The 19,684-nt window shown below is 73.7% G+C and carries 18 protein-coding genes; 9 read left to right on the top strand and 9 right to left on the bottom strand.

Features of this window, described 5'->3' with window-relative positions; all coding sequences use genetic code 11:
* Positions 1-256: 256 nt before the first annotated feature.
* Together ACI794_RS04855 and mca are read right to left on the bottom strand one after the other, a co-directional pair.
* Entirely contained in the window at positions 257-568 is a 312-nt protein-coding gene (locus ACI794_RS04855; RefSeq protein WP_456615773.1) for a hypothetical protein, read from the bottom strand.
* The gene (gene mca / locus ACI794_RS04860; protein ID WP_456600961.1) at positions 565-1,452 is read right to left on the bottom strand and encodes a mycothiol conjugate amidase Mca; all 888 of its coding nucleotides are present in this window, start codon (positions 1,450-1,452) and stop codon (positions 565-567) included. Before mca ends, ACI794_RS04855 begins: the two co-directional genes overlap by 4 nt.
* 246 nt (positions 1,453-1,698) lie before the next feature.
* Between mca and greA the strand changes: the two genes are divergently transcribed.
* Positions 1,699-2,202 (top strand): transcription elongation factor GreA, encoded by a 504-nt coding sequence (greA, locus tag ACI794_RS04865; protein ID WP_456579357.1) that lies wholly within the window; start codon positions 1,699-1,701, stop codon positions 2,200-2,202.
* Between the two features lie 7 nt (positions 2,203-2,209).
* Positions 2,210-2,542, top strand: coding sequence for an RNHCP domain-containing protein (locus ACI794_RS04870; protein WP_456579358.1), 333 nt, complete (start codon positions 2,210-2,212; stop codon positions 2,540-2,542).
* A gap of 4 nt (positions 2,543-2,546) precedes the next feature.
* Here ACI794_RS04870 and ACI794_RS04875 read toward each other — a convergent pair whose 3' ends face one another.
* The 5 genes from ACI794_RS04875 to ilvA all read right to left on the bottom strand — a co-directional run bounded on the left by ACI794_RS04875 (position 2,547) and on the right by ilvA (position 8,995).
* Complete coding sequence (locus tag ACI794_RS04875; protein WP_456600962.1) at positions 2,547-3,473, bottom strand: DUF5996 family protein; 927 nt, start codon at positions 3,471-3,473, stop codon at positions 2,547-2,549.
* Between the two features lie 115 nt (positions 3,474-3,588).
* The gene (locus ACI794_RS04880; RefSeq protein ID WP_456600963.1) at positions 3,589-5,652 is read right to left on the bottom strand and encodes a M3 family metallopeptidase; all 2,064 of its coding nucleotides are present in this window, start codon (positions 5,650-5,652) and stop codon (positions 3,589-3,591) included.
* 180 nt (positions 5,653-5,832) lie between these two features.
* Positions 5,833-6,639, bottom strand: coding sequence for an ABC transporter permease (locus ACI794_RS04885; RefSeq protein WP_456615774.1), 807 nt, complete (start codon positions 6,637-6,639; stop codon positions 5,833-5,835).
* The gene (locus ACI794_RS04890; RefSeq protein WP_456600965.1) at positions 6,636-7,634 is read right to left on the bottom strand and encodes an ATP-binding cassette domain-containing protein; all 999 of its coding nucleotides are present in this window, start codon (positions 7,632-7,634) and stop codon (positions 6,636-6,638) included. The genes ACI794_RS04885 and ACI794_RS04890 overlap by 4 nt, the downstream gene beginning before the upstream one ends.
* A gap of 146 nt (positions 7,635-7,780) precedes the next feature.
* Positions 7,781-8,995 carry a threonine ammonia-lyase gene (gene ilvA, locus ACI794_RS04895; protein WP_456600966.1) on the bottom strand — a complete coding sequence of 405 codons (1,215 nt, stop codon included), beginning with the start codon at positions 8,993-8,995 and terminating at the stop codon, positions 7,781-7,783.
* A gap of 153 nt (positions 8,996-9,148) precedes the next feature.
* Here ilvA and ACI794_RS04900 point away from each other — a divergent pair, with 153 nt between their 5' ends.
* Complete coding sequence (locus ACI794_RS04900; RefSeq protein ID WP_456600967.1) at positions 9,149-10,612, top strand: sigma 54-interacting transcriptional regulator; 1,464 nt, start codon at positions 9,149-9,151, stop codon at positions 10,610-10,612.
* Between the two features lies 1 nt (position 10,613).
* Positions 10,614-12,599, top strand: coding sequence for a VWA domain-containing protein (locus ACI794_RS04905; RefSeq protein ID WP_456615775.1), 1,986 nt, complete (start codon positions 10,614-10,616; stop codon positions 12,597-12,599).
* A gap of 106 nt (positions 12,600-12,705) precedes the next feature.
* On the opposite strand, the gene ACI794_RS04910 is transcribed toward ACI794_RS04905, so the two are convergent.
* Positions 12,706-14,031, bottom strand: a complete 1,326-nt coding sequence (locus ACI794_RS04910) for a DUF2252 domain-containing protein (protein ID WP_456600969.1) — start codon at positions 14,029-14,031, stop codon at positions 12,706-12,708.
* 94 nt (positions 14,032-14,125) lie between these two features.
* Here ACI794_RS04910 and ACI794_RS04915 point away from each other — a divergent pair, with 94 nt between their 5' ends.
* Together ACI794_RS04915 and ACI794_RS04920 are read left to right on the top strand one after the other, a co-directional pair.
* Entirely contained in the window at positions 14,126-15,166 is a 1,041-nt protein-coding gene (locus tag ACI794_RS04915; protein ID WP_456600970.1) for an SGNH/GDSL hydrolase family protein, read from the top strand.
* 123 nt (positions 15,167-15,289) lie between these two features.
* On the top strand, positions 15,290-16,510 hold the full coding sequence (locus ACI794_RS04920) for an acetyl-CoA C-acetyltransferase (RefSeq protein WP_456615776.1): 1,221 nt from the start codon (positions 15,290-15,292) through the stop codon (positions 16,508-16,510).
* Between the two features lie 176 nt (positions 16,511-16,686).
* Here the strand turns inward: ACI794_RS04920 and ACI794_RS04925 are convergent, their stop codons facing one another.
* The gene (locus ACI794_RS04925) at positions 16,687-17,535 is read right to left on the bottom strand and encodes a Bax inhibitor-1/YccA family membrane protein (RefSeq protein ID WP_456600972.1); all 849 of its coding nucleotides are present in this window, start codon (positions 17,533-17,535) and stop codon (positions 16,687-16,689) included.
* A gap of 335 nt (positions 17,536-17,870) precedes the next feature.
* Here ACI794_RS04925 and ACI794_RS04930 point away from each other — a divergent pair, with 335 nt between their 5' ends.
* The 3 genes from ACI794_RS04930 to ACI794_RS04940 all read left to right on the top strand — a co-directional run bounded on the left by ACI794_RS04930 (position 17,871) and on the right by ACI794_RS04940 (position 19,678).
* Positions 17,871-18,986, top strand: a complete 1,116-nt coding sequence (locus ACI794_RS04930) for a MalY/PatB family protein (protein WP_456615777.1) — start codon at positions 17,871-17,873, stop codon at positions 18,984-18,986.
* Between the two features lie 90 nt (positions 18,987-19,076).
* On the top strand, positions 19,077-19,343 hold the full coding sequence (locus ACI794_RS04935) for a metal-sensitive transcriptional regulator (protein WP_456615778.1): 267 nt from the start codon (positions 19,077-19,079) through the stop codon (positions 19,341-19,343).
* A 23-nt stretch (positions 19,344-19,366) separates the two neighbouring features.
* A complete protein-coding gene (locus ACI794_RS04940; RefSeq protein WP_456615779.1) occupies positions 19,367-19,678 on the top strand; it encodes a rhodanese-like domain-containing protein in 312 nt (103 codons plus the stop codon).
* The last annotated feature ends 6 nt before the right edge of the window (positions 19,679-19,684 follow it).

A 19,684-nucleotide genomic window follows, 5' to 3' on the forward strand; every position in this document is an offset into this window, starting at 1 on the left:
GCGCAGGCCATGTCGAGCGTCGTCGACACCTCCAGGGTCGCCGACGTGCCGGACGGGTCGGGAACCACGACCGGCGCCTCGACGAACACCTCCTCCGCCGCGCGCACCTCGGTGCCGGGGGACGCCGGAGGGCCGCAGCCGGCCAGGACGAGGACGGCGAGGGCCGCCAGGAGCAGCCGGCGCAGGGCGGGGGTCACATCCTGCGTCAACGGCCCGTCCGGGGTGCACGTTCCACCACCCCGGACGGGCCGACGGGTCAGCGCGGGTCGCCGTCCTCGCGCCGGGGCGGCTCGATCGCCAGCGGCGCGCGGCGCAGCGTGTCCAGGAGCTCCTGCCCCGGCTCGCGGTCCTCGTCCAGCCCGGCGGGCGAGTCGGGGACGACGACGCGGTCGGCCTCGTCGAAGCTGCGCGGCAGGCGCTTGAGGTGGCCGGTCATCGACTTCACCAGCAGGGCCGACGCGATCAGCAGCAGCACCAGCAGCAACAGACCGAACGGGCCGGCCTTGCCGACGTCCTGGGGAGCCTGCTGCTGGGCGGCGGCGAGCACGCTCAGGGTCATCGCGGTCATCGGGCGGTCACCTCGCTGCGGATACCGGCGAACAGATCGTCCTCCGGGGTGGGCGTGTCGACCAGCGAGCGGGCCAGTTCGTAGTCCTCGGTGGGCCACACCTGCTGCTGGGTCTCCACCGGGCACGCGAACCAGCGGCCCAGCGGGTCGATCTGGGTGGCGTGCGCGATCAGCGCCGCGTCGCGCACCGGGAAGTACTCACCGCACGGGACGCGGGTGGTGACCCGGTGGGAGATGTCGTGCGCCGGGTCCCACTTCGCCAGCCACTCGGCGTACGGGGACTCCGAGCCGGTCGCCACGATGGCCTCGTGCAGCGCCTTCGTGCGCGGCAGGGTGAAGCTCATGTGGTAGTAGAGCTTGCTCACCTGCCAGGGCTCGCCCAGCTCGGGGTAGCGGTCGGGGTCGCCGGCGGCCTCGAAGGCGTGCACCGAGATCTCGTGGGTCTTGATGTGGTCGGGGTGCGGGTAGCCGCCGCGCTCGTCGTAGGTGGTCATCACCTGCGGCTTGAACCGCCGGATGAGCGCGACCAGCGGGGCCGCGGCCTCCTCCACCGGCACGAGGGCGAAGCAGCCGTCGGGCAGCGGGGGCAGCGGGTCGCCCTCGGGCAGCCCGGAGTCGACGAAGCCCAGGAACTCCTGCTCGATCCCGAGGATCTCGCGGGCCCGCGCCATCTCCTCGACCCGGATCTGCGGGAGCCGCTCCCACACCTCGGGCCGGTCCAGCGCCGGGTTGAGCACCGAGCCGCGTTCGCCACCGGTGGCCGTCGCCACCATCACGCGGACGCCCTCGGCGACGTACTTCGCCATCGTGGCGGCGCCCTTGCTCGACTCGTCGTCCGGGTGGGCGTGCACGGCGAGCAGCCGCAACTGGTCGGGTTCGGTCACGCGCACAGTGTCCCTCGCCCGGCGGCGGTGGTGGCGGACGCCCACCGGATGTGGCCGACGACTCGCAGGTCAGCCACCCGTCCGGGCGGAACGTGTCGTCGGTCACGCCCCGGTCGGTTACCGTTCCGCACCAGCCACGACCGCCGCAGCGGTGCACCGGCCCGCGCCGCGGTGTTAGCTTGGCCGTTCGACCAGCGGCCGCTCCCACACGGGGGCGGCCTCCCGAGTTTTTCAGGAGTACCTCACGTGTCCACCCCCACTGACGAGCAGGACCAGGGCATCTGGCTGACCCAGGAGGCCCACGACCGGCTCAAGGCCGAGCTCGACCAGCTGGTGGCGAACCGCCCGGCGATGTCCGCCGAGATCAACGCCCGCCGCGAGGAGGGCGACCTCAAGGAGAACGGCGGCTACCACGCCGCCAAGGAGGAGCAGGGCAAGCAGGAGGGCCGGATCCGCCAGCTCACCGACCTGCTGCGCAAGGCCCGCGTCGGGGACGCCCCCAAGACGGCCACGAACGCCGCCCTGGGCACGGTCATCACCATCCGCTTCGCCGGCGACGACGACACCGAGAAGTTCCTGCTGGGCTCGCGGGAGATCGCCGGCACCACGGAGCTCACCGTCTACTCCCCCGAGTCGGCGCTCGGCTCGGCGATCATGGGCGCGGCGCCCGGCACCTCGGTGACGTACCAGACGCCGAACGGCAAGGACATCACCGTCGAGGTCGTCGCGGTCGAGCCGTTCGTCCCCTGACCGACCGGTGAGCACGCCGCGCGCCCGCTCCCGGCGGGCGGAGAACACCGGCTTCCCGTGCGTGCACTGCAGCGCGCCGGTGCCGGCCAACACCGACGGGCACTACCGCAACCACTGCCCGTACTGCCTGTGGTCGCTGCACGTCGACGACCTGCCCGGCGACCGCGCGAGCGAGTGCCGGCAACCCATGGAGCCCATCGGGCTGGTGGAGAAGTCTGGCAAGGGCTGGCAGGTGGTGCACCGCTGCACGGCGTGCGGCCACCGCCAGCCCAACCGCCTCGTGCGCGACGGTGCGGCCCCCGACGACCTGGACCTGGTCCTGTCGCTGCCCTGGCTGTGAGCGTTCAGCCGGCGAGGAGGGGGTCGGTGATCCCGTTCCGGCAGGCGAGGCCCTCGACGTCCCACCCCGCGCGGGTCGCGCCGGACCGGTACGCCGCCTCGAGGAACGCCAGCACCGCCGCCTTCGGGTCGTCGGCCGAGCGCGCGGCGGCGTAGGGCAGCACGGCCAGGTGGCTGCCGTTGCGCTCGAGCCAGTACGCGCCCCCGGGCAGCTCGGCCTCGGCCAGCCCGGCGGGCTCCGGCGCGGTGTAGGAGTAGAACGCCGGCTCGGGGAAGGTCGGGTCGCCGAACCAGAACCCGGAGCTGACCACCTCGCGGGAGTACGCCTCCCGGGTGACCGGGTCGGCGCCGTCGGCCGGTGTGACGACGCGGTCGGAGAACCGGGTGACGGCGATGTCGAACGTGTGCCAGAAGTGGTGGACCGGGCTGGTCTTGCCGGAGAACCGGCCGGCGAACTCCTCGAGGACGAGGTTCACCTGGCCGAGGACCTGCCAGTACCGGGTCACCGCGGCCGGGTCGTAGCTCGCGTGCTCGGTGTCCTGGGCGAAGGGCCGGTCGGAGTCGGGCAGGTCGAACGGACGGGCCTCGGCGATGTCGACGCCGCGCACCCCGACGGCGGCGAGGGCGTCCTGCAGCTCCCGGTGGAAGGACGCCACCGAGCGCCCGGCCATGCCGAAGGATGCCCGCCGCCCCTCGACCGTGGTGACGTCGACGCGGTGGTCGAGCAGGTCGAGGTCGACGGTGAATGTCGGGTCGAGCCCCATCGGCCGCGTCGTGATCCCGCGGCCGGCGAGGTGGAAAGGGACGTGCCACCAGTGGTTGCGCCGCGGGCTCGCCAGCAGCCGGACCCGGCCGACCACCTGGGCGAACCGGTGCACCGTCGCCAGGGTGTCCGACCACCCGGCGTAGGGGATCGGCGGGAAGAGCTCCATCGGGTACCTCCAGGGACGGGCCGGGGCCCCGGCGGCAGCAGTCTGGCGCAGACCACGGCCCGGCACGACGTCGTGGACGACGGCGCCGGGCGCGCGGCCGTCCCGCGCACAGCGATCAGCCCACCGGGGCCAGCCCGCGCCGGCGCAGCAGCGGCGCCGGGTCGGCGTCCCGGCCCCGGACGGCGCGGAACGCGTCCAGCGGGTCCACCGAGCCGCCGACCGCGAGCAGCCGCTGCCGGAAGGCGTCGCCGTTCTCCCGGCGCAGGCCACCGTTCTCCTTGAACCACTCGACCGTGTCGGCGTCGAGGACCTCCGACCAGATGTAGGAGTAGTAGCCGGCCGAGTAACCGCCGGCGAAGACGTGCTGGAAGTAGGTGGTCCGGTAGCGCGGGGGCACGAGCGCCGATGAGACGCCGGCCGCCGCCAGGGCGGCCTGCTCGAACTCGACCGGATCACCCACCTCGGTCTCCGGGGTGAGGCGGTGCCAGGCCTGGTCCAGGAGTGTGGCGGCCAGGTATTCGAGGGTCGCGAAGCCCTCGCCCCACAGCCGGGCGGCGTCGATCGCCTCGACGACCGACGCCGGCAGCGGCTCGCCGGTGTCCACGTGCCGGGCGTAGTGGGCGAGCACCTCGGGCCAGAGCGCCCACATCTCGTTGACCTGGCTGGGGAACTCGACGAAGTCCCGCGGCACCGCGGTGCCGGCGAAGCGCGGGTAGGTGACGGCCGAGCTCAACCCGTGCAGGGCGTGGCCGAACTCGTGGAAGAGCGTGTTGACCTCGTCCAGGGTCAGCAGCGTCGGGCGGCCGGTCGGCGCCCGGGTGATGTTGAGGTTGTTGACGACGACCGGGCGGGTGCCCAGCAGCCGAGACTGGCGCACGAAGGAGCTCATCCACGCCCCGCCGCGCTTGCCCTCGCGGGCGAAGAAGTCACCCAGGTAGAGCCCCACCTCCGCGCCCTCGGCGTCGCTGACCTCCCAGACGCGGACGTCGGGGTGGTAGCCGGCGAGGTCCGGCCGCGGGCTGAAGCGGTACCCGTACAACAGCTCGGCCGCCCGGAAGACGCCGTCGACCAGCACCCGGTCCAGCTCGAACCACGGCCGCAGCGCGGTGGTGTCGACGGCGTACCGCTCGGCGCGCACCCGCTCGCTGTAGAACGCCCAGTCCCAGGCGGCGAGCTCGACCCCGTCACGACCGGCCAGCTCGCGCAGCACCTCGGCCTCGGCCCCGGCGTTGGCCACCGACGCCGGGACCATGGAGGCGAGCATCCCGTCGACCGCCGCGGTGGTGCGCGCGGTGGAGTCGGCGAGCACCAGGTCGGCGTGGGTGTCGAAGCCGAGCAGCCGGGCCCGCTCGGCGCGCAGCCGGGCGATGCGCTCGGCGACCGGCCGGTTGTCGTGCTCGCCCGCCGACGCCCGGCCGACCGAGGCCTCGAACACCCGGCGCCGCAGCTCCCGGTTCCGCAGCTTGGCCAGGACCGGCTGACCGGTCGGCAGCACGAGGGTCAGCAGGTAGCCGTCGAGGCCGCGATCGGTGGCCGCACGCGCCGCGGCGGCGACCTCCTCCTCGCTCAGCCCGTCGAGCTCGGCGGCGTCCGCCACCCGTACCGCCGCCGCCTCGGTGGCCAGCTGCAGGTTCTGCCCGAACGTCGTCGACAGCCCGGAGAGCTGCTGGTTGAGCTCCCCGAGCCGCGCCCGGCCCGCCTCGTCCAGGCGGGCACCGGCGAGCACGAAGTCGAGGTGGTACCGCTCCACGAGCCGTACCGACTCCGCATCGAGGCCGGCGGTCTCCCGCGCGCCGTGCACGGCGTCGATGCGGGCGAAGAGCGCCGGATCCAGCCGGAGCGCGTCGTCGTGGGCAGCGGCGAGCGGGGCGATCTCCCGCTCGATCTCCCGCAGCCGGGGCGTCGCGACCGAGGAGGAGAGGTTGCCGAACACCGACCAGGCACGGTCCAGCAGCGCCCCGGAGCACTCCAGGGCCACGACGGTGTTCTCGAAGGTCGGCTCCTCGGCCGAGGCCAGCAGCGCGTCCACCTCCCGGCGCTGCTCGGCCATCCCCACCAGCAGCCCCTCCCGGCAGTGCTCGAGGGTCAGGTCGGCGAACGGGGGCAGCCGGAACGGCAGCTCGGACGGCGCGGCGAGCGCGTTGTCGACGGACAGGGCGGGGGTGGGCTCGGCGCTCATCGCTCGCCATTACATCGCGATCCTCCGGATCGCACCGCGGCGTCGAACGCGATCCTCCGGATCGCACCGCGGCCAGGTGCCGTCCCCGACCGGCGCTGAGCCGTTCCGTCGCACCTGCGCGGAGCCCTCCGGGCCCCACTCGGCGCGACCAGGCAGACGCGGGCCGAACCAGCGGCTGCGTCAACGGCCGGCGGCGTGGCGGTAGGCGCGCACCGACAGCGGCACGAAGACCGCCAGGATGAGCGCCACCCAGATCAGCGTGTAGAGGACCGGGTTCTGCAGCGACCAGGCGTCCGGCGACGGCGCGAGCGGCGAGGTGTTGCCGAACAGGTCGCGCGCGGCCTGGACCACCGCCGACACCGGGTTCCACTCCGCGAAGGTGCGCAGCACGGCGGGGAAGGTCTCCAGCGGCACGAAGGTGTTGGCCACGAAGGTCAGCGGGAAGATGACGATGAAGCTGGCGTTGTTCACCACCTCCGGCGTCCGGACGAGCAGCCCGACCATCGCCATGAGCCAGGAGATGGCGTAGGCGAACAGCAGCAGCACCAAGAAACCGAGGACCGCCTCCCCCACGGAGGAGTTGATCCGCCAGCCGACCACCAGGCCGGTCAGGGCCATCACCGTGATCGAGATGACGTTCAGCCCGGCGTCGGCCACCGTGCGGCCGATCAGCACCGCGGACCGCGACATGGGCAGCGACCGGAACCGGTCGATGAGCCCCTTCTGCAGGTCCTCCGCCAGGCTCGCGCCCGTGGTCGTGCTCCCCAGCACGATCGTCTGGGCGAAGATGCCGGGCAGCAGGAACTCCCCGTAGCTCGTGCCCGGCGGCAACTGGATCGCGCCGCCGAAGACGTAGCGGAACAGCAGCACGAACATGATCGGCGAGAGCGTCGCGAACACGATCAGGTCGGGCACCCGCTTGACCTTGATCAGGTTGCGCTTGGTGATGACCACGCTGTCGGACAGCGTCGCGGCCATGCTGCTCATCGGGCACCTCCGGTCGTGGCCGGCTCGACCGTCGGGTCGTCGTCGGTGGCGACCTCCTCGGCCGCGCGGCCGGTGAGGGCGAGGAAGACGTCGTCCAGGTCGGGCCTGCGGAGGCCGACGTCGAAGATCTGCGCCGTCGCGCCGTCCAGCCGGCGGAGCGCCTCGGCGAGGACCTCCGCGCCGCCGCTGACCGGCAGCGACAGCCGCCGGGCCTGCGCGTCGACGACCGGGGCGTCGACGGCGAGGGGGCGCAGCCGCTCCACCATGCCGGGCAGCACGGCGGCGTCGGTGACCGTGAACTCCAGCCGCTGACCGCCCACCTGTGCCTTGAGCTCGTCGGACGTGCCGCGGGCGATGACCCGCCCGCGGTCGATGACGACCATCCGGTCGGCCAGGCGGTCGGCCTCCTCCAGGTACTGCGTGGTGAGCAGGATCGTCGTACCGCCGTCGGCGAGGTCGGCGATGAACTCCCACATGGCCAGCCGGCTGCGCGGGTCCAGCCCGGTCGTCGGCTCGTCGAGGAAGAGGACCCGCGGCCGGGCGATCAGCGAGGCCGCGATGTCCAGCCGGCGGCGCATGCCGCCGGAGTAGGTCTTCGCCGGCCGGTTGGCCGCGCCGGCGAGGTCGAACCGCTCCAGCAGCTCACCGGCCCGCCTCCGCGACTCGGCGCGGCCGAGCCGGTACAACCGGCCCACCATCTCCAGGTTCTCGAACCCGGTGAGGTACTCGTCGACCGCCGCGTACTGGCCGGTGAGCCCGATCGCGGCCCGCACCCGGTCGGCGTCCCGGACCACGTCGAGGCCCACCACCTGCACCCGGCCCGCGTCGGCCTCGAGCAGGGTGGTCAGGATGCGCACCACCGTCGTCTTGCCCGCGCCGTTCGGGCCCAGCAGCCCGAGCACCGACCCCTCGGCCACGGTGAGGTCCACCCCGTCGAGCGCGGTGGTGGCGCCGAAGCGCTTGACCAGCCCCTCGACCACGATCGCGTCGGTCATGCCACGGACGCTAGGCCCGCCCACCGACACTTCCCCGCCGCTCTTCTCCGTCGCGTACACGCGCACGCCCTCCGTCCCCGCCCCGCGAGGTGCGGGACAGGGCTGAGACCGCGATCGGCCGCCGGACTCATCGGTCCGGCCGGCGGCTACTCCGGCGTGACGGCGTACCCGGCCCCGCGCAGGGCCGCGATGACCTCGCCGGCGTGCACCGGCCCGCGGGTCTCGACGACGACGAAGACCTCCACCTCGCCGATGCCCAGCCGCGTCGAGGTCCGCTCGTGCTCGACCTCCTGCACGTTGGCGCCGGCCGCCGCGAGCTCGGCCAGGACGGCGGCCAGCGACCCCGGACGGTCGGGGACGCGCAGCCGCAGCGAGAGGTACCGGCCGGCCGCCGCCATGCCGTGCTGCACGACCTTGAGCAGCAGCACCGGGTCGATGTTGCCGCCGGAGACGACGGCGACCAGCGGCGGCTCGAAGGCCCGCGGGTCGGCCAGCACGGCGGCGACCGCGGCCACCCCGGCCGGCTCGACGACCATCTTCGCGCGCTCCAGGCAGAACAGCAGGGCCCGCGACAGGTCCTCCTCGCTGACCGTGCACACCTCGTCGACCAGGCCCTTCACGTGGGCGAAGGTCAGGTCGGTGGGGCGGGGGACGGCGATCCCGTCGGCCATCGTCGACATGCTCTCCAGCTCGACCGGCCGGCCGGCGGCCAGCGAGCCCGGAAAGGCGGCGGCCTCCTCGGCCTGCACGGCCACCACCCGGACGTCGGGGCGGCGCTCCTTGACCACGGCCGCGATGCCGGAGACCAGCCCGCCGCCGCCGGCGCAGACCAGCACGGTCGCGGCCTCGGGGCACTCCTCGAGGACCTCGAGCCCGACGGTGCCCTGCCCGGCGATCACGTCCGGGTGGTCGAAGGGGTGGATGAAGACCGCGCCGGTGCGCTCGGCGTGCTGGGCGGCGGCCAGCAGCGGCTCGGCCAGCGACTGCCCGAGCATCTCGATGTGGGCGCCGTAGGCCCGGGTGGCCGCCACCTTGGGCAGCGGCGCGCTCTCGGGCATGTACACCGTCGCCCGCGCGCCGAGCAGCCGGGCGGCCAGCGCCACCCCCTGGGCGTGGTTGCCCGCGCTGGCTGCGACGACGCCGCGGGCCCGCTCCTCGTCGGTGAGCCGCGCGATCCGGGTGTAGGCGCCCCGGATCTTGAACGAGCCGGTGCGCTGGAGGTTCTCGCACTTCAGCCAGACCGGGCCGCCCACCAGGTCGGCCAGGCCGCGCGAGTGCTCCAGCGGGGTGCGGCGGACGACGCCGGCGAGCAACTCCGCCGCCGCCGCGACGTCGGCAGCGGTGACCAGGGGGACCGACATGGGCGAGATCATCGCAGTGCCAGGACTCGGCGAGGTCACGGCGGAGGGGGCCGCGCAGGCGTGACGGAGCGGCTCCGCGAAAGTCGGGACGGCAACTGGCCACGGTGTCGTCCGGAGGACGACAAATGGACTCGGCGTCGTACCGTGGCTGAGGTGACGGACACCCCCGCACCGGCATCCCCCTCCCCCGCACCCACGACCCTCGGCGAGCTCCGGGCGACCGGCGTCACCGCCCGTCCCGTCAAGGCCGAGATCCGCGCCAACCTGCTCGCCCGCCTGGCCGCCGGGGAGCCCTCCCTGCCCGGCATGGTCGGCTTCGAGGACACCGTCCTGCCCGAGGTGGAGCGGGCCCTCATCGCCGGGCACGACCTCGTCCTGCTGGGTGAGCGGGGCCAGGGCAAGACCCGGCTGATCCGCACACTCGTCGGCCTGCTCGACGAGTGGACCCCGGTGCTGGTCGGCAGCGAGTTGAACGAGCACCCGCTGCACCCGATCAGCGTGTGGGCGCACCGGCAGATCGCCGAGCACGGGGACGCGACCCCGGTCGGCTGGCTGCACCGCAGCGAGCGGTTCGGCGAGAAGCTGGCGACGCCGGACACCAGCGTCGGCGACCTCATCGGCGACGTCGACCCGATCAAGGTCGCCGAGGGCCGCACGCTGGGAGACCCCGAGACCGTGCACTACGGCCTCGTCCCCCGCACCAACCGCGGCATCTTCAGCGTCAACGAGCTGCCCGACCTCGCCGAGCGCATCCAGGTCGCGCTGCTCAACGTGCTGGAGGAGCGCGACATCCAGATCCGCGGCTACCGCGTCCGGCTGCCGCTGGACCTGCTGCTCGTCGCCAGCGCCAACCCCGAGGACTACACGAACCGCGGCCGGATCATCACCCCGCTGAAGGACCGCTTCGGCGCCGAGGTGCGCACCCACTACCCGGTCGAGCTCGCCGACGAGATCCGGCTGCTCGAGCAGGAGGCCGAGGTCAGCTGGCCGACGGCGTTCGGCGCGGACCACCTCGCCCGGCCCGTCGTCCCGGCGCACCTGGTCGAGATCGTCGCGCGGTTCACCCGGCTGGTCCGCGAGTCCAGCCACGTCGACCAGCGCTCCGGCGTCAGCGCGCGGTTCGCCATCGCCGGGCTGGAGACGGTCGCGGCCTCCGCCGTCCGCCGGGCCGCCGTCGCCGGGGAGACCCGGCCGGTGGCGCGGGTCGTCGACCTGCCGAGCATCGTCCCGGCCAGCCGCGGCAAGGTCGAGTTCGCCGACGCGGGCAGCGACCCGGACGACGACCGCGAGCTCGAGATCCTCGAGCACCTGCTGCGCCAGGCCACCGCCCAGACCTTCCGCGCGCGCTGCGCGGGTCTGGACCTCACCGGCCTGCAGGAGCACTTCACCGGTGGGGAGACCGTCGAGTCCGGCGACCTCGTCCCGGCCCCGGCCCTGCTGGGGCAGCTGGGGACCGTGCCCCGCCTGGCCGAGCTGCTCGGCCGGCTGGGGGTTCCCGAGGGCGACCAGTCCGCCGAGCAGGCCGCGGCCGCCGTGGAGTTCGCCCTCGAGGGGCTCCACCTGACCCGCCGGCTGGCGAAGGACACCGACGGCGGCCGCACCGTGTACGGGGCCTGAGGTGGGCACGCACCGCCCCCGCGGCTACCGGTACGGCGAGTGGCGGGGCGGCCCCGACCCGCTGGCCCCGCCCTACGACCTCGGCGACGCCGTCGACGAGATCGGCGACTCGGTGCTCGACGGCAGCGGCGTCCGGGAGGCGCTGCGGGAGCTGCTGCGCCGCGGCACCCAGGGCCGGCGCGGCCTCGACGAACTGCGCCGGCAGGTGCGCGACCGGCTCCGGCAGGCCCGCACCGCCGGCCGGATGGACGGCACGCTGCAGGAGGTGCGGGAGCTGCTCGACCGCGCCGTGCAGGCCGAGCGGCGGGAGCTGTTCCCCGACCCGGACGACATGGCCCGGCTCAAGGAGGCCGAGCTGGACGCGCTGCCCGAGGACACCGCCGGCGCCGTCCGCGCGCTCAAGGACTACGACTGGCGCTCCGAGGAGGGCCGGCAGGCCTACGAGCAGATCCAGGACCTGCTCCGCCGCGAGGTGCTCGACAGCTCCTTCGCGTCGATGAAGCAGGCGCTGGAGAACGCCACCGAGCAGGACATGCAGGCGGTCAAGGACATGGTCGCCGACCTCTCCCGGCTGGTCGACGCGCACAACCGCGGCGAGGACACCGACCGGCAGTTCGCCGACTTCATGGAGAAGCACGGCCAGTTCTTCCCCGAGAACCCGGGGTCGGTCGAGGAGCTGATCGACTCGCTGGCCCGCCGGGCCGCCGCGCAGCAGCGGATGATGGCCGGGCTCTCCCCCGATCAGCGGGCCGAGCTCGCCGGCCTCATGGCCCAGACGATGGAGGACATGGGTCTGGCCAGCGAGATGGCCCACCTCTCCGACGCGCTGCGCCAGGCCCGCCCCGACCTGCCGTGGGGCCAGCGCGGCCAGGTGCCCGACGGCGAGCAGTCGCTCGGGATGGGCGACGCCACCACCGCCGTCGCGGAGCTGGCGGACCTGGAGGCGCTGTCCAACCAGCTCTCGCAGGGGTACGCCGGGGCGTCGCTGGCCGACGTCGACGAGGAGCTGCTGGAGCGCGCGCTGGGCCGCTCGGCCGCCGACGACCTGGCCGCGATGCGCCAGCTGGAGCGGGAGCTGGAGCGGCAGGGCTACCTCAACCGGTCCGGCGGCACGCTGGAGCTCTCGCCGAAGGCGGTCCGCCGGCTGGGTGCCACCGCGCTGCGCCGGGTGTTCGCGAAGCTCGACGCCACCGGCCGCGGGGAGCACGACGTCGCCGACGCCGGGGCGGCCGGGGAGCTCACCGGCGCCTCGCGGGACTGGCGCTTCGGCGACGAGCAGCCGCTGGACGTCGTCCGCACGGTCCGCAACGCCGTGCTGCGGACGGCGGGCGTCCCCCGCCCCGGCGGCGAGCGCCGGGTGCGCATCGCCGTCGAGGACTTCGAGGTGGTGGAGACCGAGCGGCGGACCGGCGCCGCGGTCGCCCTCCTGGTCGACCTCTCCTACTCCATGGCGCTGCGCGGCACATGGGGGGCGGCGAAGTCGACGGCGATGGCGCTCCACTCGCTGGTGACCACCCGGTTCCCGCAGGACGCCATCGAGATCATCGGCTTCTCCTCCACCGCGCAGGTGCTGCGGCCCGAGACGCTCGCGGAGCTCTCCGTCGACACCCTGCAGGGCACCAACCTGCAGCACGGGCTCATGCTGGCTCGGCGGTTCCTCGCCCGGCACCGGGACGCCGAGCCGGTGGTCCTGGTGGTCACCGACGGCGAGCCGACCGCCCACCTGGAGGACGACGGGACGCCGTTCTTCTGCTGGCCGCCAATGCCCGAGACGATCGCCCGTACCGTCGCCGAGGTGGAGCGCGTCGCCCGGTCGGGGGCCACGGTGAACGTCTTCGCCCTCGACCCCGACCCGGGGCTGGTCCACTTCGTGCACGACCTGACCCAGCGCGCGGGGGGGCGGGTGTTCGAGCCGGACGCGGACCGGCTGGGCGAGTACGTCGTGGCCGACTACCTGCGCACCCGGCGGGGACGACGCGTCCGCTAGCTGGTGGTGACGTGCTGGAACGGCCCCGAGAAGGACCCCGTCCCCCTCACCCCTCGCAGGCTCGGGGCGAGCCTCCGGACGGAGCCGCAGGGGGCGGGGTCCTCTTTCAGCCGCTGGAGCTGATCCCCGGGATGCGCCCGGCCCGGAAGGCGTTGACGAACAGCCGGTGGTCCTCCTGCGTCCGGTGCGCGTAGTCGTGCGCGAACGCGACCAGGTCGGCCACGAACTCCTCGCGGCGGCCGCCGAGCATGGCGGTGATGGCCTCCTCCGTCTGGAACGGGACGAGGGTGTGGTCGCTGTCGGCGTCGCCCACGCAGTGCAGCTTCGCCGTCGCCCGCCCGAGCTGCTCCAGCACCGGGCGGATGTCGGCGGGCTCGGTGAGGTCCTCCCACTCCAGGTCCAGCTCGTAGGGCGAGAGCTCCGCGACGACGAACCCGGTGCCGCGGATGTCGGTGTAGCCCAGGAACTGGGAGGCGTGCGACTGCAGCGCGCGGCGGCTCACCGCCGTCCGGTGGCCTTCGTGCTCGAAGTACCCGCGGATCTCCGGGTCGTCGACGACCCGGCTCGGGGCCGGCACGTTGCCCTGCTTCACCGACAGGACGACGTCGTTCTCCAGCGCCTGGTCGTACCCCTCCAGCAGCACGTTGTAGGCCGGCAGCCCCGCGCTGCCGATCCCGAAGCCCCCGGTGCCGATGAGGTCCTTGACGTCGTAGGCGACCTCCCGCCGCCACGGCCGGGGTGGGAGCGTCGCCTTGTACCGCTCCAGCGCCGCGAGCACCTCCTCGCGCTCGGCGTCGCCCAGGCGCCGGTTGCGCGGGGATTCTGCGAAGCGGCGCTCGTGGTCCTCGACCACGGTCATCCGCTGCAGCAGGCCCAGCCGGGTGCGGGTCGCCGTCCGGCGGATCAGGTCCCGCACCGCGCCGCCGGTGTTGCCGGCGACCAGGGCGAACTCCCGGTCGGCGTCCGAGCGGGTGAAGGCCGCCACCTGGTCGAGCCAGGCGTGCAGGTAGACGGTGAGTAGCTCGCCGATCACCTCGTCGGAGAACGCCTTCCGCCACGCCATGAGGGCGAAGCTGGCGACGAAGCGGCGCAGGTCCCAGCTGACGTGCCCCAGGTAGGCCTCGTCGAAGTCGTTGACGTCGAAGACGATGCGGCCGTTGGCGTCCATGTAGGTGCCGAAGTTCTCGGCGTGCAGGTCACCGTGGATCCACACCCGGGCCGTCTTCTCGTCACACCAGGGGTCCTCGGCCGTCGCCATGTCCGCGTAGAACAGGGGCGCACTGCCCCGGTAGAAGGCGAACGGGTCGGCGGCCATCTTGCGGAACTTGGTGCGGAAGGCCTCGGCGTCGGCATCCATGAGGTCGCCGAAGGCCTCGACCAGGACGTCGACGATCTGCCGCGTCCGCTCGTCGGAGCCGGGGGACGCGGTCACACCAGGGAGGGATGGGGGCACAGGTTGCACCGTAGGGGCCGATAACGTCGGTGGTGCCCCGACGACGCAGGCACCGAGCAGGGACGGAGGGACCATGACCCGGACGGACACGGCCCGACGGCTGGCCACGGGTGCCGTCTACGGCGGCGGCGGGGTCGGTCTGGCCGGAGCCGCCCTGGTCGCCCTGCTCCGCGAGGAGGCGCGGTCGGCCCGCCGCAAGGTCGAGGCCCGCAACCTCAAGCAGGACCCGCCGTCGGGTGACGGCGTCTACGGCCGGGGCGGCGGCATGCCGATCGTGCTCACGGTCCTGGGCGACTCCAGCGCCGTCGGGCTGGGTGTCCAGCGCGCCGCGGAGACCCCCGGCGTGCTGGTCGCCGCCGGGCTGGCCGAGCTCGCCGAGCGCCCCGTCCGGCTGGTGCGCCTGGCCCGCTCCGGCGCCCGCGCCGCCGACCTCGACGAGCAGGTCGACCGCGCGCTGGCCGAGCACCCCACGGTCGCGGTCATCATGATCGGCGCCAACGACGTGACGGCGCGGACGGCGACGTCGGTCTCCGTCGGTCACCTCACCGACGCGGTCCGCCGGCTCACCGCGGCCGGCTGCGAGGTCGTCGTCGGCACCTGCCCCGACCTGGGCACCATCCGCCCGATCGCCCAGCCACTGCGCACGCTGGCCCGGCGGTGGAGCCGGCAGATGGCCGCGGCGCAGACGATCGCCGTCGTCGAGGCCGGGGGCCGCACGGTCTCCCTCGGCTCGCTGCTGGGCCCGGCGTTCGCCTCCGACGCCGGCATGTTCAGCGCCGACGAGTTCCACCCCAGCGCCGCCGGCTACGCCGCGGCGGCGGCGGTGCTGCTCCCCTCGGTCGCCGACGCCCTCGGCGTCTGGCCGGCCAGGGCCGACCGCGGGCTGCGCACTTTGCGCCGCGACACCGCGCGTCCCGTCGCCCGGGCGGCGGCCCGGGCCGTCAACCGTCCCGGGACCGAGGTCCAGCCGGCCGAGGTGGGCGGCTCGGACACCGGCCCGTGGGGCCCGTGGGCGCTGCTGCGCCGGCGCCGGCCGACGGAGATGCCCACGCCCGAGGAGGCCCAGCACGCCGGGGACGACGAGGGCAGCCCGCTCGCCGGCCGCTCGGGGTGACCCCGGCCACACCCGCGTCCTCCTGACCTGCGGCCCGTCCATCCGGCCGCGGCGCGGGGGTAGTTTCCGAGATGACCGACGTCCGGCGAACTGCGCCCGGACCGCCCTCACCGTGGAGGAACCATGCCAGAAGCCGTCATCGTCTCGACCGCGCGCTCGCCGATCGGGCGCGCGTTCAAGGGGTCGCTCAAGGACATGCGGCCCGACGACCTCGCCGCCGCGGTCATCCGGGCCGCGCTCGACAAGGTGCCCGCCCTCGACCCGCGCGACATCGACGACCTGATGCTGGGCTGCGGCCTCCCCGGCGGCGAGCAGGGCTTCAACATGGGCCGCGTCGTGAGCGTGCTGCTCGGCATGGACCACCTGCCGGGCACCACCATCACCCGCTACTGCTCCTCCTCGCTGCAGACCACCCGCATGGCCATGCACGCCATCAAGGCCGGCGAGGGCGACGTCTTCATCTCGGCCGGTGTCGAGACGGTGTCCCGGTTCGTGAAGGGCAACAGCGACGCGATCCCCGACACCAAGAACCCGGTGTTCGCCGACGCCGAGGCCCGGGTGGCCAAGGTGGCCGAGAGCGGCGCCGACTCCTGGAGCGACCCGCGGGAGAACGGCGACGTCCCGGACGTCTACATCGCCATGGGGCAGACGGCGGAGAACCTGGCGCTGCTCAAGGGCGTCACCCGCCAGGAGATGGACGAGTTCGCCGTCCGCAGCCAGAACCTCGCCGAGGAGTCGATCAACAACGGCTTCTGGGAGCGCGAGATCGTCCCGATCACGCTCCCCGACGGCACCGTCGTCACCAAGGACGACGGCCCGCGGCCGGGCACCACCCTCGAGGGCATCTCCGGCCTCAAGCCGGTGTTCCGCCCCGACGGCCGGGTCACCGCCGGCAACGCCTGCCCGCTCAACGACGGCGCCTCGGCCGTGGTGGTCATGAGCGACACCAAGGCTCGCGAGCTCGGCCTCACCCCGCTGGCCCGCGTGGTCTCCACCGCGGTCACCGGGCTCTCGCCGGAGATCATGGGCTACGGGCCCGTCGACGCCTCGCGCCTGGCCCTGCAGCGGGCCGGCATGACCATCGACGACATCGACCTCGTCGAGATCAACGAGGCGTTCGCCGCGCAGGTCATCCCGAGCTACCGCGACCTGGACATCCCGATCGAGAAGCTGAACGTGCACGGTGGTGCCATCGCCGTCGGGCACCCGTTCGGCAGCACCGGCGCCCGCATCACCGGGACGCTGATCAACGGGCTCCAGACCAAGGACAAGACGTTCGGCCTGGAGACCATGTGCGTCGGTGGCGGCATGGGCATGGCGATGGTGCTCGAGCGCCTGTCCTGAGGTAGCCCCCTCCGCCGCGATCATGGCGCGGTGACCACCCCGGCCCCCGGGGACCTGGTCCCGACGCCATGATCGCGGCGGGAAGGCAGCGCACACGACAGCGGCCCGGCCCCCTCGCGGGGACCGGGCCGCTGTCGTGTGTGCGCCCCGCCGCCCTGCGGCGGCGGGGCACCGGCTCACTCGTCCTGGAAGTAGGAGAGCAGGCGCAGGATCTCGAGGTACAGCCAGATGACCGTGATCAGCAGGCCGAAGGCGACGTACCAGGCGAACTTCGCCGGGGCGCCGCGGCGGATGGCCTCGTCGGCCATGTCGAAGTCGAGCAGCAGCGAGAACGCCGCCACACCGATCACGACGAGGCTGAAGATGATGGCCAGCGGGCCACCGTCACGCAGGCCCAGGCCGCCCTCGATGAAGAAGCCGGCGACCAGGTTCACGACCACCAGGACCAGGACACCGATGAGGGCGCCGACGATCCAGCGGGTGAGCTTCGGGGTGACCCGGATGGCACCGGTCTTGTAGATGACCAGCATGCCGGCGAAGACGCCGAAGGTGCCGATCAGCGCCTGCACCACGATGCCGGGGTAGAGGTCGTTGAACGCCTCGCTGATCGCCCCCAGGGCGATGCCGTACAGACCGCCGTAGGTCAGCGTGGCGACCGGGTTGGCGATCTGCTTGAAGGCGATCACCAGGCCGAGCACCAGCGCGACGAGCACGGCCGGGATGGCCAGGCCCCACGCCAGCTCCTGCGGCAGCACCGCCCAGGTGACCGCCGCCGAGACGACGGTGACCAGGAAGGCCAGGCCGGTCTTCTGGACGACGTCGTCCATCGTCATGTAGCGCGTGGCCTCGCTCGTCCCGTACGGGGACGGCGCGGCGTACGGGTCCTGCTGCGGCGCCGGGGCGCCGTACTGCGGGGCCCCGTACTGGGGGGCGCCGTACTGGGGCTGGTTGCCCCAACCGGCGTACTGCTGGCCGGGGCCCGCGTTGCCGAACCCACGGCTGAACGCCGGGTTCCTACTGGCCATCGTCATCTCCTCGAGGTGACTCGTCGGTCGTGGAGCCTGATCGCGCACTCCACTCGGTCAGGTCAACGCCCGACACGGCCATAGCGTTCCACAGCTCCGGGCAATCCGGATCACCCCCGCGGGTGCGTGCCGGATCCGCTCGCCGAGCGGGCTCCGCCGGGGCTGGTCGATGCTGTCCTGGCACCGGCCCACCGGCAGCACCGATCGGAGCCCCCATCACCGCCGACGCATCCCGCCCCGCGGGCGAGGAGCAACCGGCCAACCCGTTCCTGCAGGTCACCCTCGAGGACCTGCGCCGCAGGACGAGCAGCAAGTGGCGCACCCACCCGGCCGACGTGCTGCCGCTGTGGGTGGCCGAGATGGACGTCCGGCTCGCACCCCCCGTCCGGGAGGTGCTGCACCGCGCGGTCGAGACCGGGGACACCGGCTACCACGCGGGCCAGGAGTATCCCGAGGCGATCGCCGCCTTCGCGGCCGACCGGTGGGGCTGGACCGGCGTCGATCCGGCACGCACGGCCGTCGTACCGGACGTGATGATGGGCGTCGTCGAGGTCCTCCGCCTGATCACCGACCCCGGCGACGTCGTGGTGGTGACCCCGCCGGTGTACGCGCCCTTCTACGCCTTCGTCGAGAGCGCGGGCCGCGCGGTCGCCGAAGCCCCGCTGGATGCGGACGGCCGCCTGGACCTCGAGACCCTGGAGGCCGCCTTCGCGGGAGCCCGCGCCCGCCGCACGCGTCCGGCGTTCCTGCTGAGCAACCCGCACAACCCCACCGGCGCCGTGCACACCCGCACCGAGCTGGAGGCGGTCGCCGCACTCGCCCGGCGGCACGGCGTGCGCGTCGTCTCCGACGAGATCCACGCACCGCTGGTCCTCCCCGGCGCCCGCTTCGTGCCCTACCTCAGCGTCACCGACGACGGCTTCGCCCTGGTGTCGGCATCCAAGGCGTGGAACCTCGCCGGTCTCAAGGCGGCCGTGGTGATAGCCGGGCCGGAGGCGGCCGGTGATCTGGCCCGCCTGCCCGAGGAGGTGGGCCACGGGGCCAGCCACCTCGGCGTCATCGCGCACACCACGGCCTTCCGCGAGGGGGGCGGATGGCTGGACGCGCTGCTCGCAGCCCTCGACGAGAACCGGCGACTGCTGCAGCAGCTGGTGGCCGAGCACCTGCCGACGACGACGCTGCGCATTCCGGAAGGGACCTACCTGGCCTGGCTGGACTGCCGGCCGCTGGGCCTCCCGCCCGAGCCGCCCAGCCGCGGCCCCGCCGTCGTCAGCGACCTCGAGGGGCCGGCCCGGTTCTTCCTGGACCACGCCCGGGTGGCGCTGAGCTCGGGCCACGTGTTCGGCACCGGGGGCGCCGGGCACGTGCGCATCAACTTCGCCACCTCCCCCACGGTGCTGACCGAGGCGCTGGCGCGCATGGGCAGGGCCGTCGCGAACAGGACGGGATAGGCCCCGGCGAACGGCCCGCGGGCAGCGACTGTGCCGGCCCTCACGAAGCACCGGGTTGCTCATACCCCGGGGGGTATGCATGATGGGTGCATGGACATCCCTCAGGGTGAGCTCACCGACGTCGTCAAGCGCCTCCGCCGGATCGAGGGGCAGATCGGCGGCATCGTGAAGATGATCGAGGACGGCCGGGACTGCTCGGCCGTGGTCACGCAGCTGGCTGCCGCCTCGAAGGCGCTCAGCAAGGCGGGGTTCGCGGTCATCTCCACCGGGATGCGCTACTGCTCGATCAACGAGGACGGCGAGACCCGCGAGGTCGACCTGCGCGAGCTCGAGCGACTCTTCCTCAGCCTGGCCTGACCCACCGACCCCCGGAGCACGCCGTGAACCCGCAGATTCCCCCACTCACACCCGCCCAGGCCGCCGACCGCACCGAGGCCGTCCTGCTCGACGTCCGCGAAGCCGACGAGCTCGCCGAGGGGCGCATCGCCGGCAGCACCCACATCCCGCTGGGCCAGCTGACCGCCCGCGCCTTCGAGCTCGACCGACGCCGACCGGTCATCACCGTCTGCCGCAGCGGCGGCCGCAGCTCGCAGGCCGCGGCGCTCCTGGCCGCCCAGGGCTACGACGTCGCCAACCTCGCCGGCGGCATGACCGCCTGGATCGACGACGGCCGGCCGGTCACGACGCGCTGACCCCGC

This window comes from Blastococcus sp. SYSU DS0541, from assembly GCF_054050875.1.

Coding starts and splice junctions, on each gene's coding strand:
- ACI794_RS04925 (WP_456600972.1), bottom strand. CDS start 17,535: ATGGCCAGTAGGAACCCGGCGTTCAGCCGTGGGTTCGGCAACGCGGGC.
- ACI794_RS04915 (WP_456600970.1), top strand. CDS start 14,126: ATGACCCGGACGGACACGGCCCGACGGCTGGCCACGGGTGCCGTCTAC.
- ACI794_RS04920 (WP_456615776.1), top strand. CDS start 15,290: ATGCCAGAAGCCGTCATCGTCTCGACCGCGCGCTCGCCGATCGGGCGC.
- ACI794_RS04880 (WP_456600963.1), bottom strand. CDS start 5,652: ATGAGCGCCGAGCCCACCCCCGCCCTGTCCGTCGACAACGCGCTCGCC.
- ilvA (WP_456600966.1), bottom strand. CDS start 8,995: ATGTCGGTCCCCCTGGTCACCGCTGCCGACGTCGCGGCGGCGGCGGAG.
- ACI794_RS04890 (WP_456600965.1), bottom strand. CDS start 7,634: ATGACCGACGCGATCGTGGTCGAGGGGCTGGTCAAGCGCTTCGGCGCC.
- ACI794_RS04885 (WP_456615774.1), bottom strand. CDS start 6,639: ATGAGCAGCATGGCCGCGACGCTGTCCGACAGCGTGGTCATCACCAAG.
- ACI794_RS04855 (WP_456615773.1), bottom strand. CDS start 568: ATGACCGCGATGACCCTGAGCGTGCTCGCCGCCGCCCAGCAGCAGGCT.
- ACI794_RS04935 (WP_456615778.1), top strand. CDS start 19,077: ATGGACATCCCTCAGGGTGAGCTCACCGACGTCGTCAAGCGCCTCCGC.
- ACI794_RS04875 (WP_456600962.1), bottom strand. CDS start 3,473: ATGGAGCTCTTCCCGCCGATCCCCTACGCCGGGTGGTCGGACACCCTG.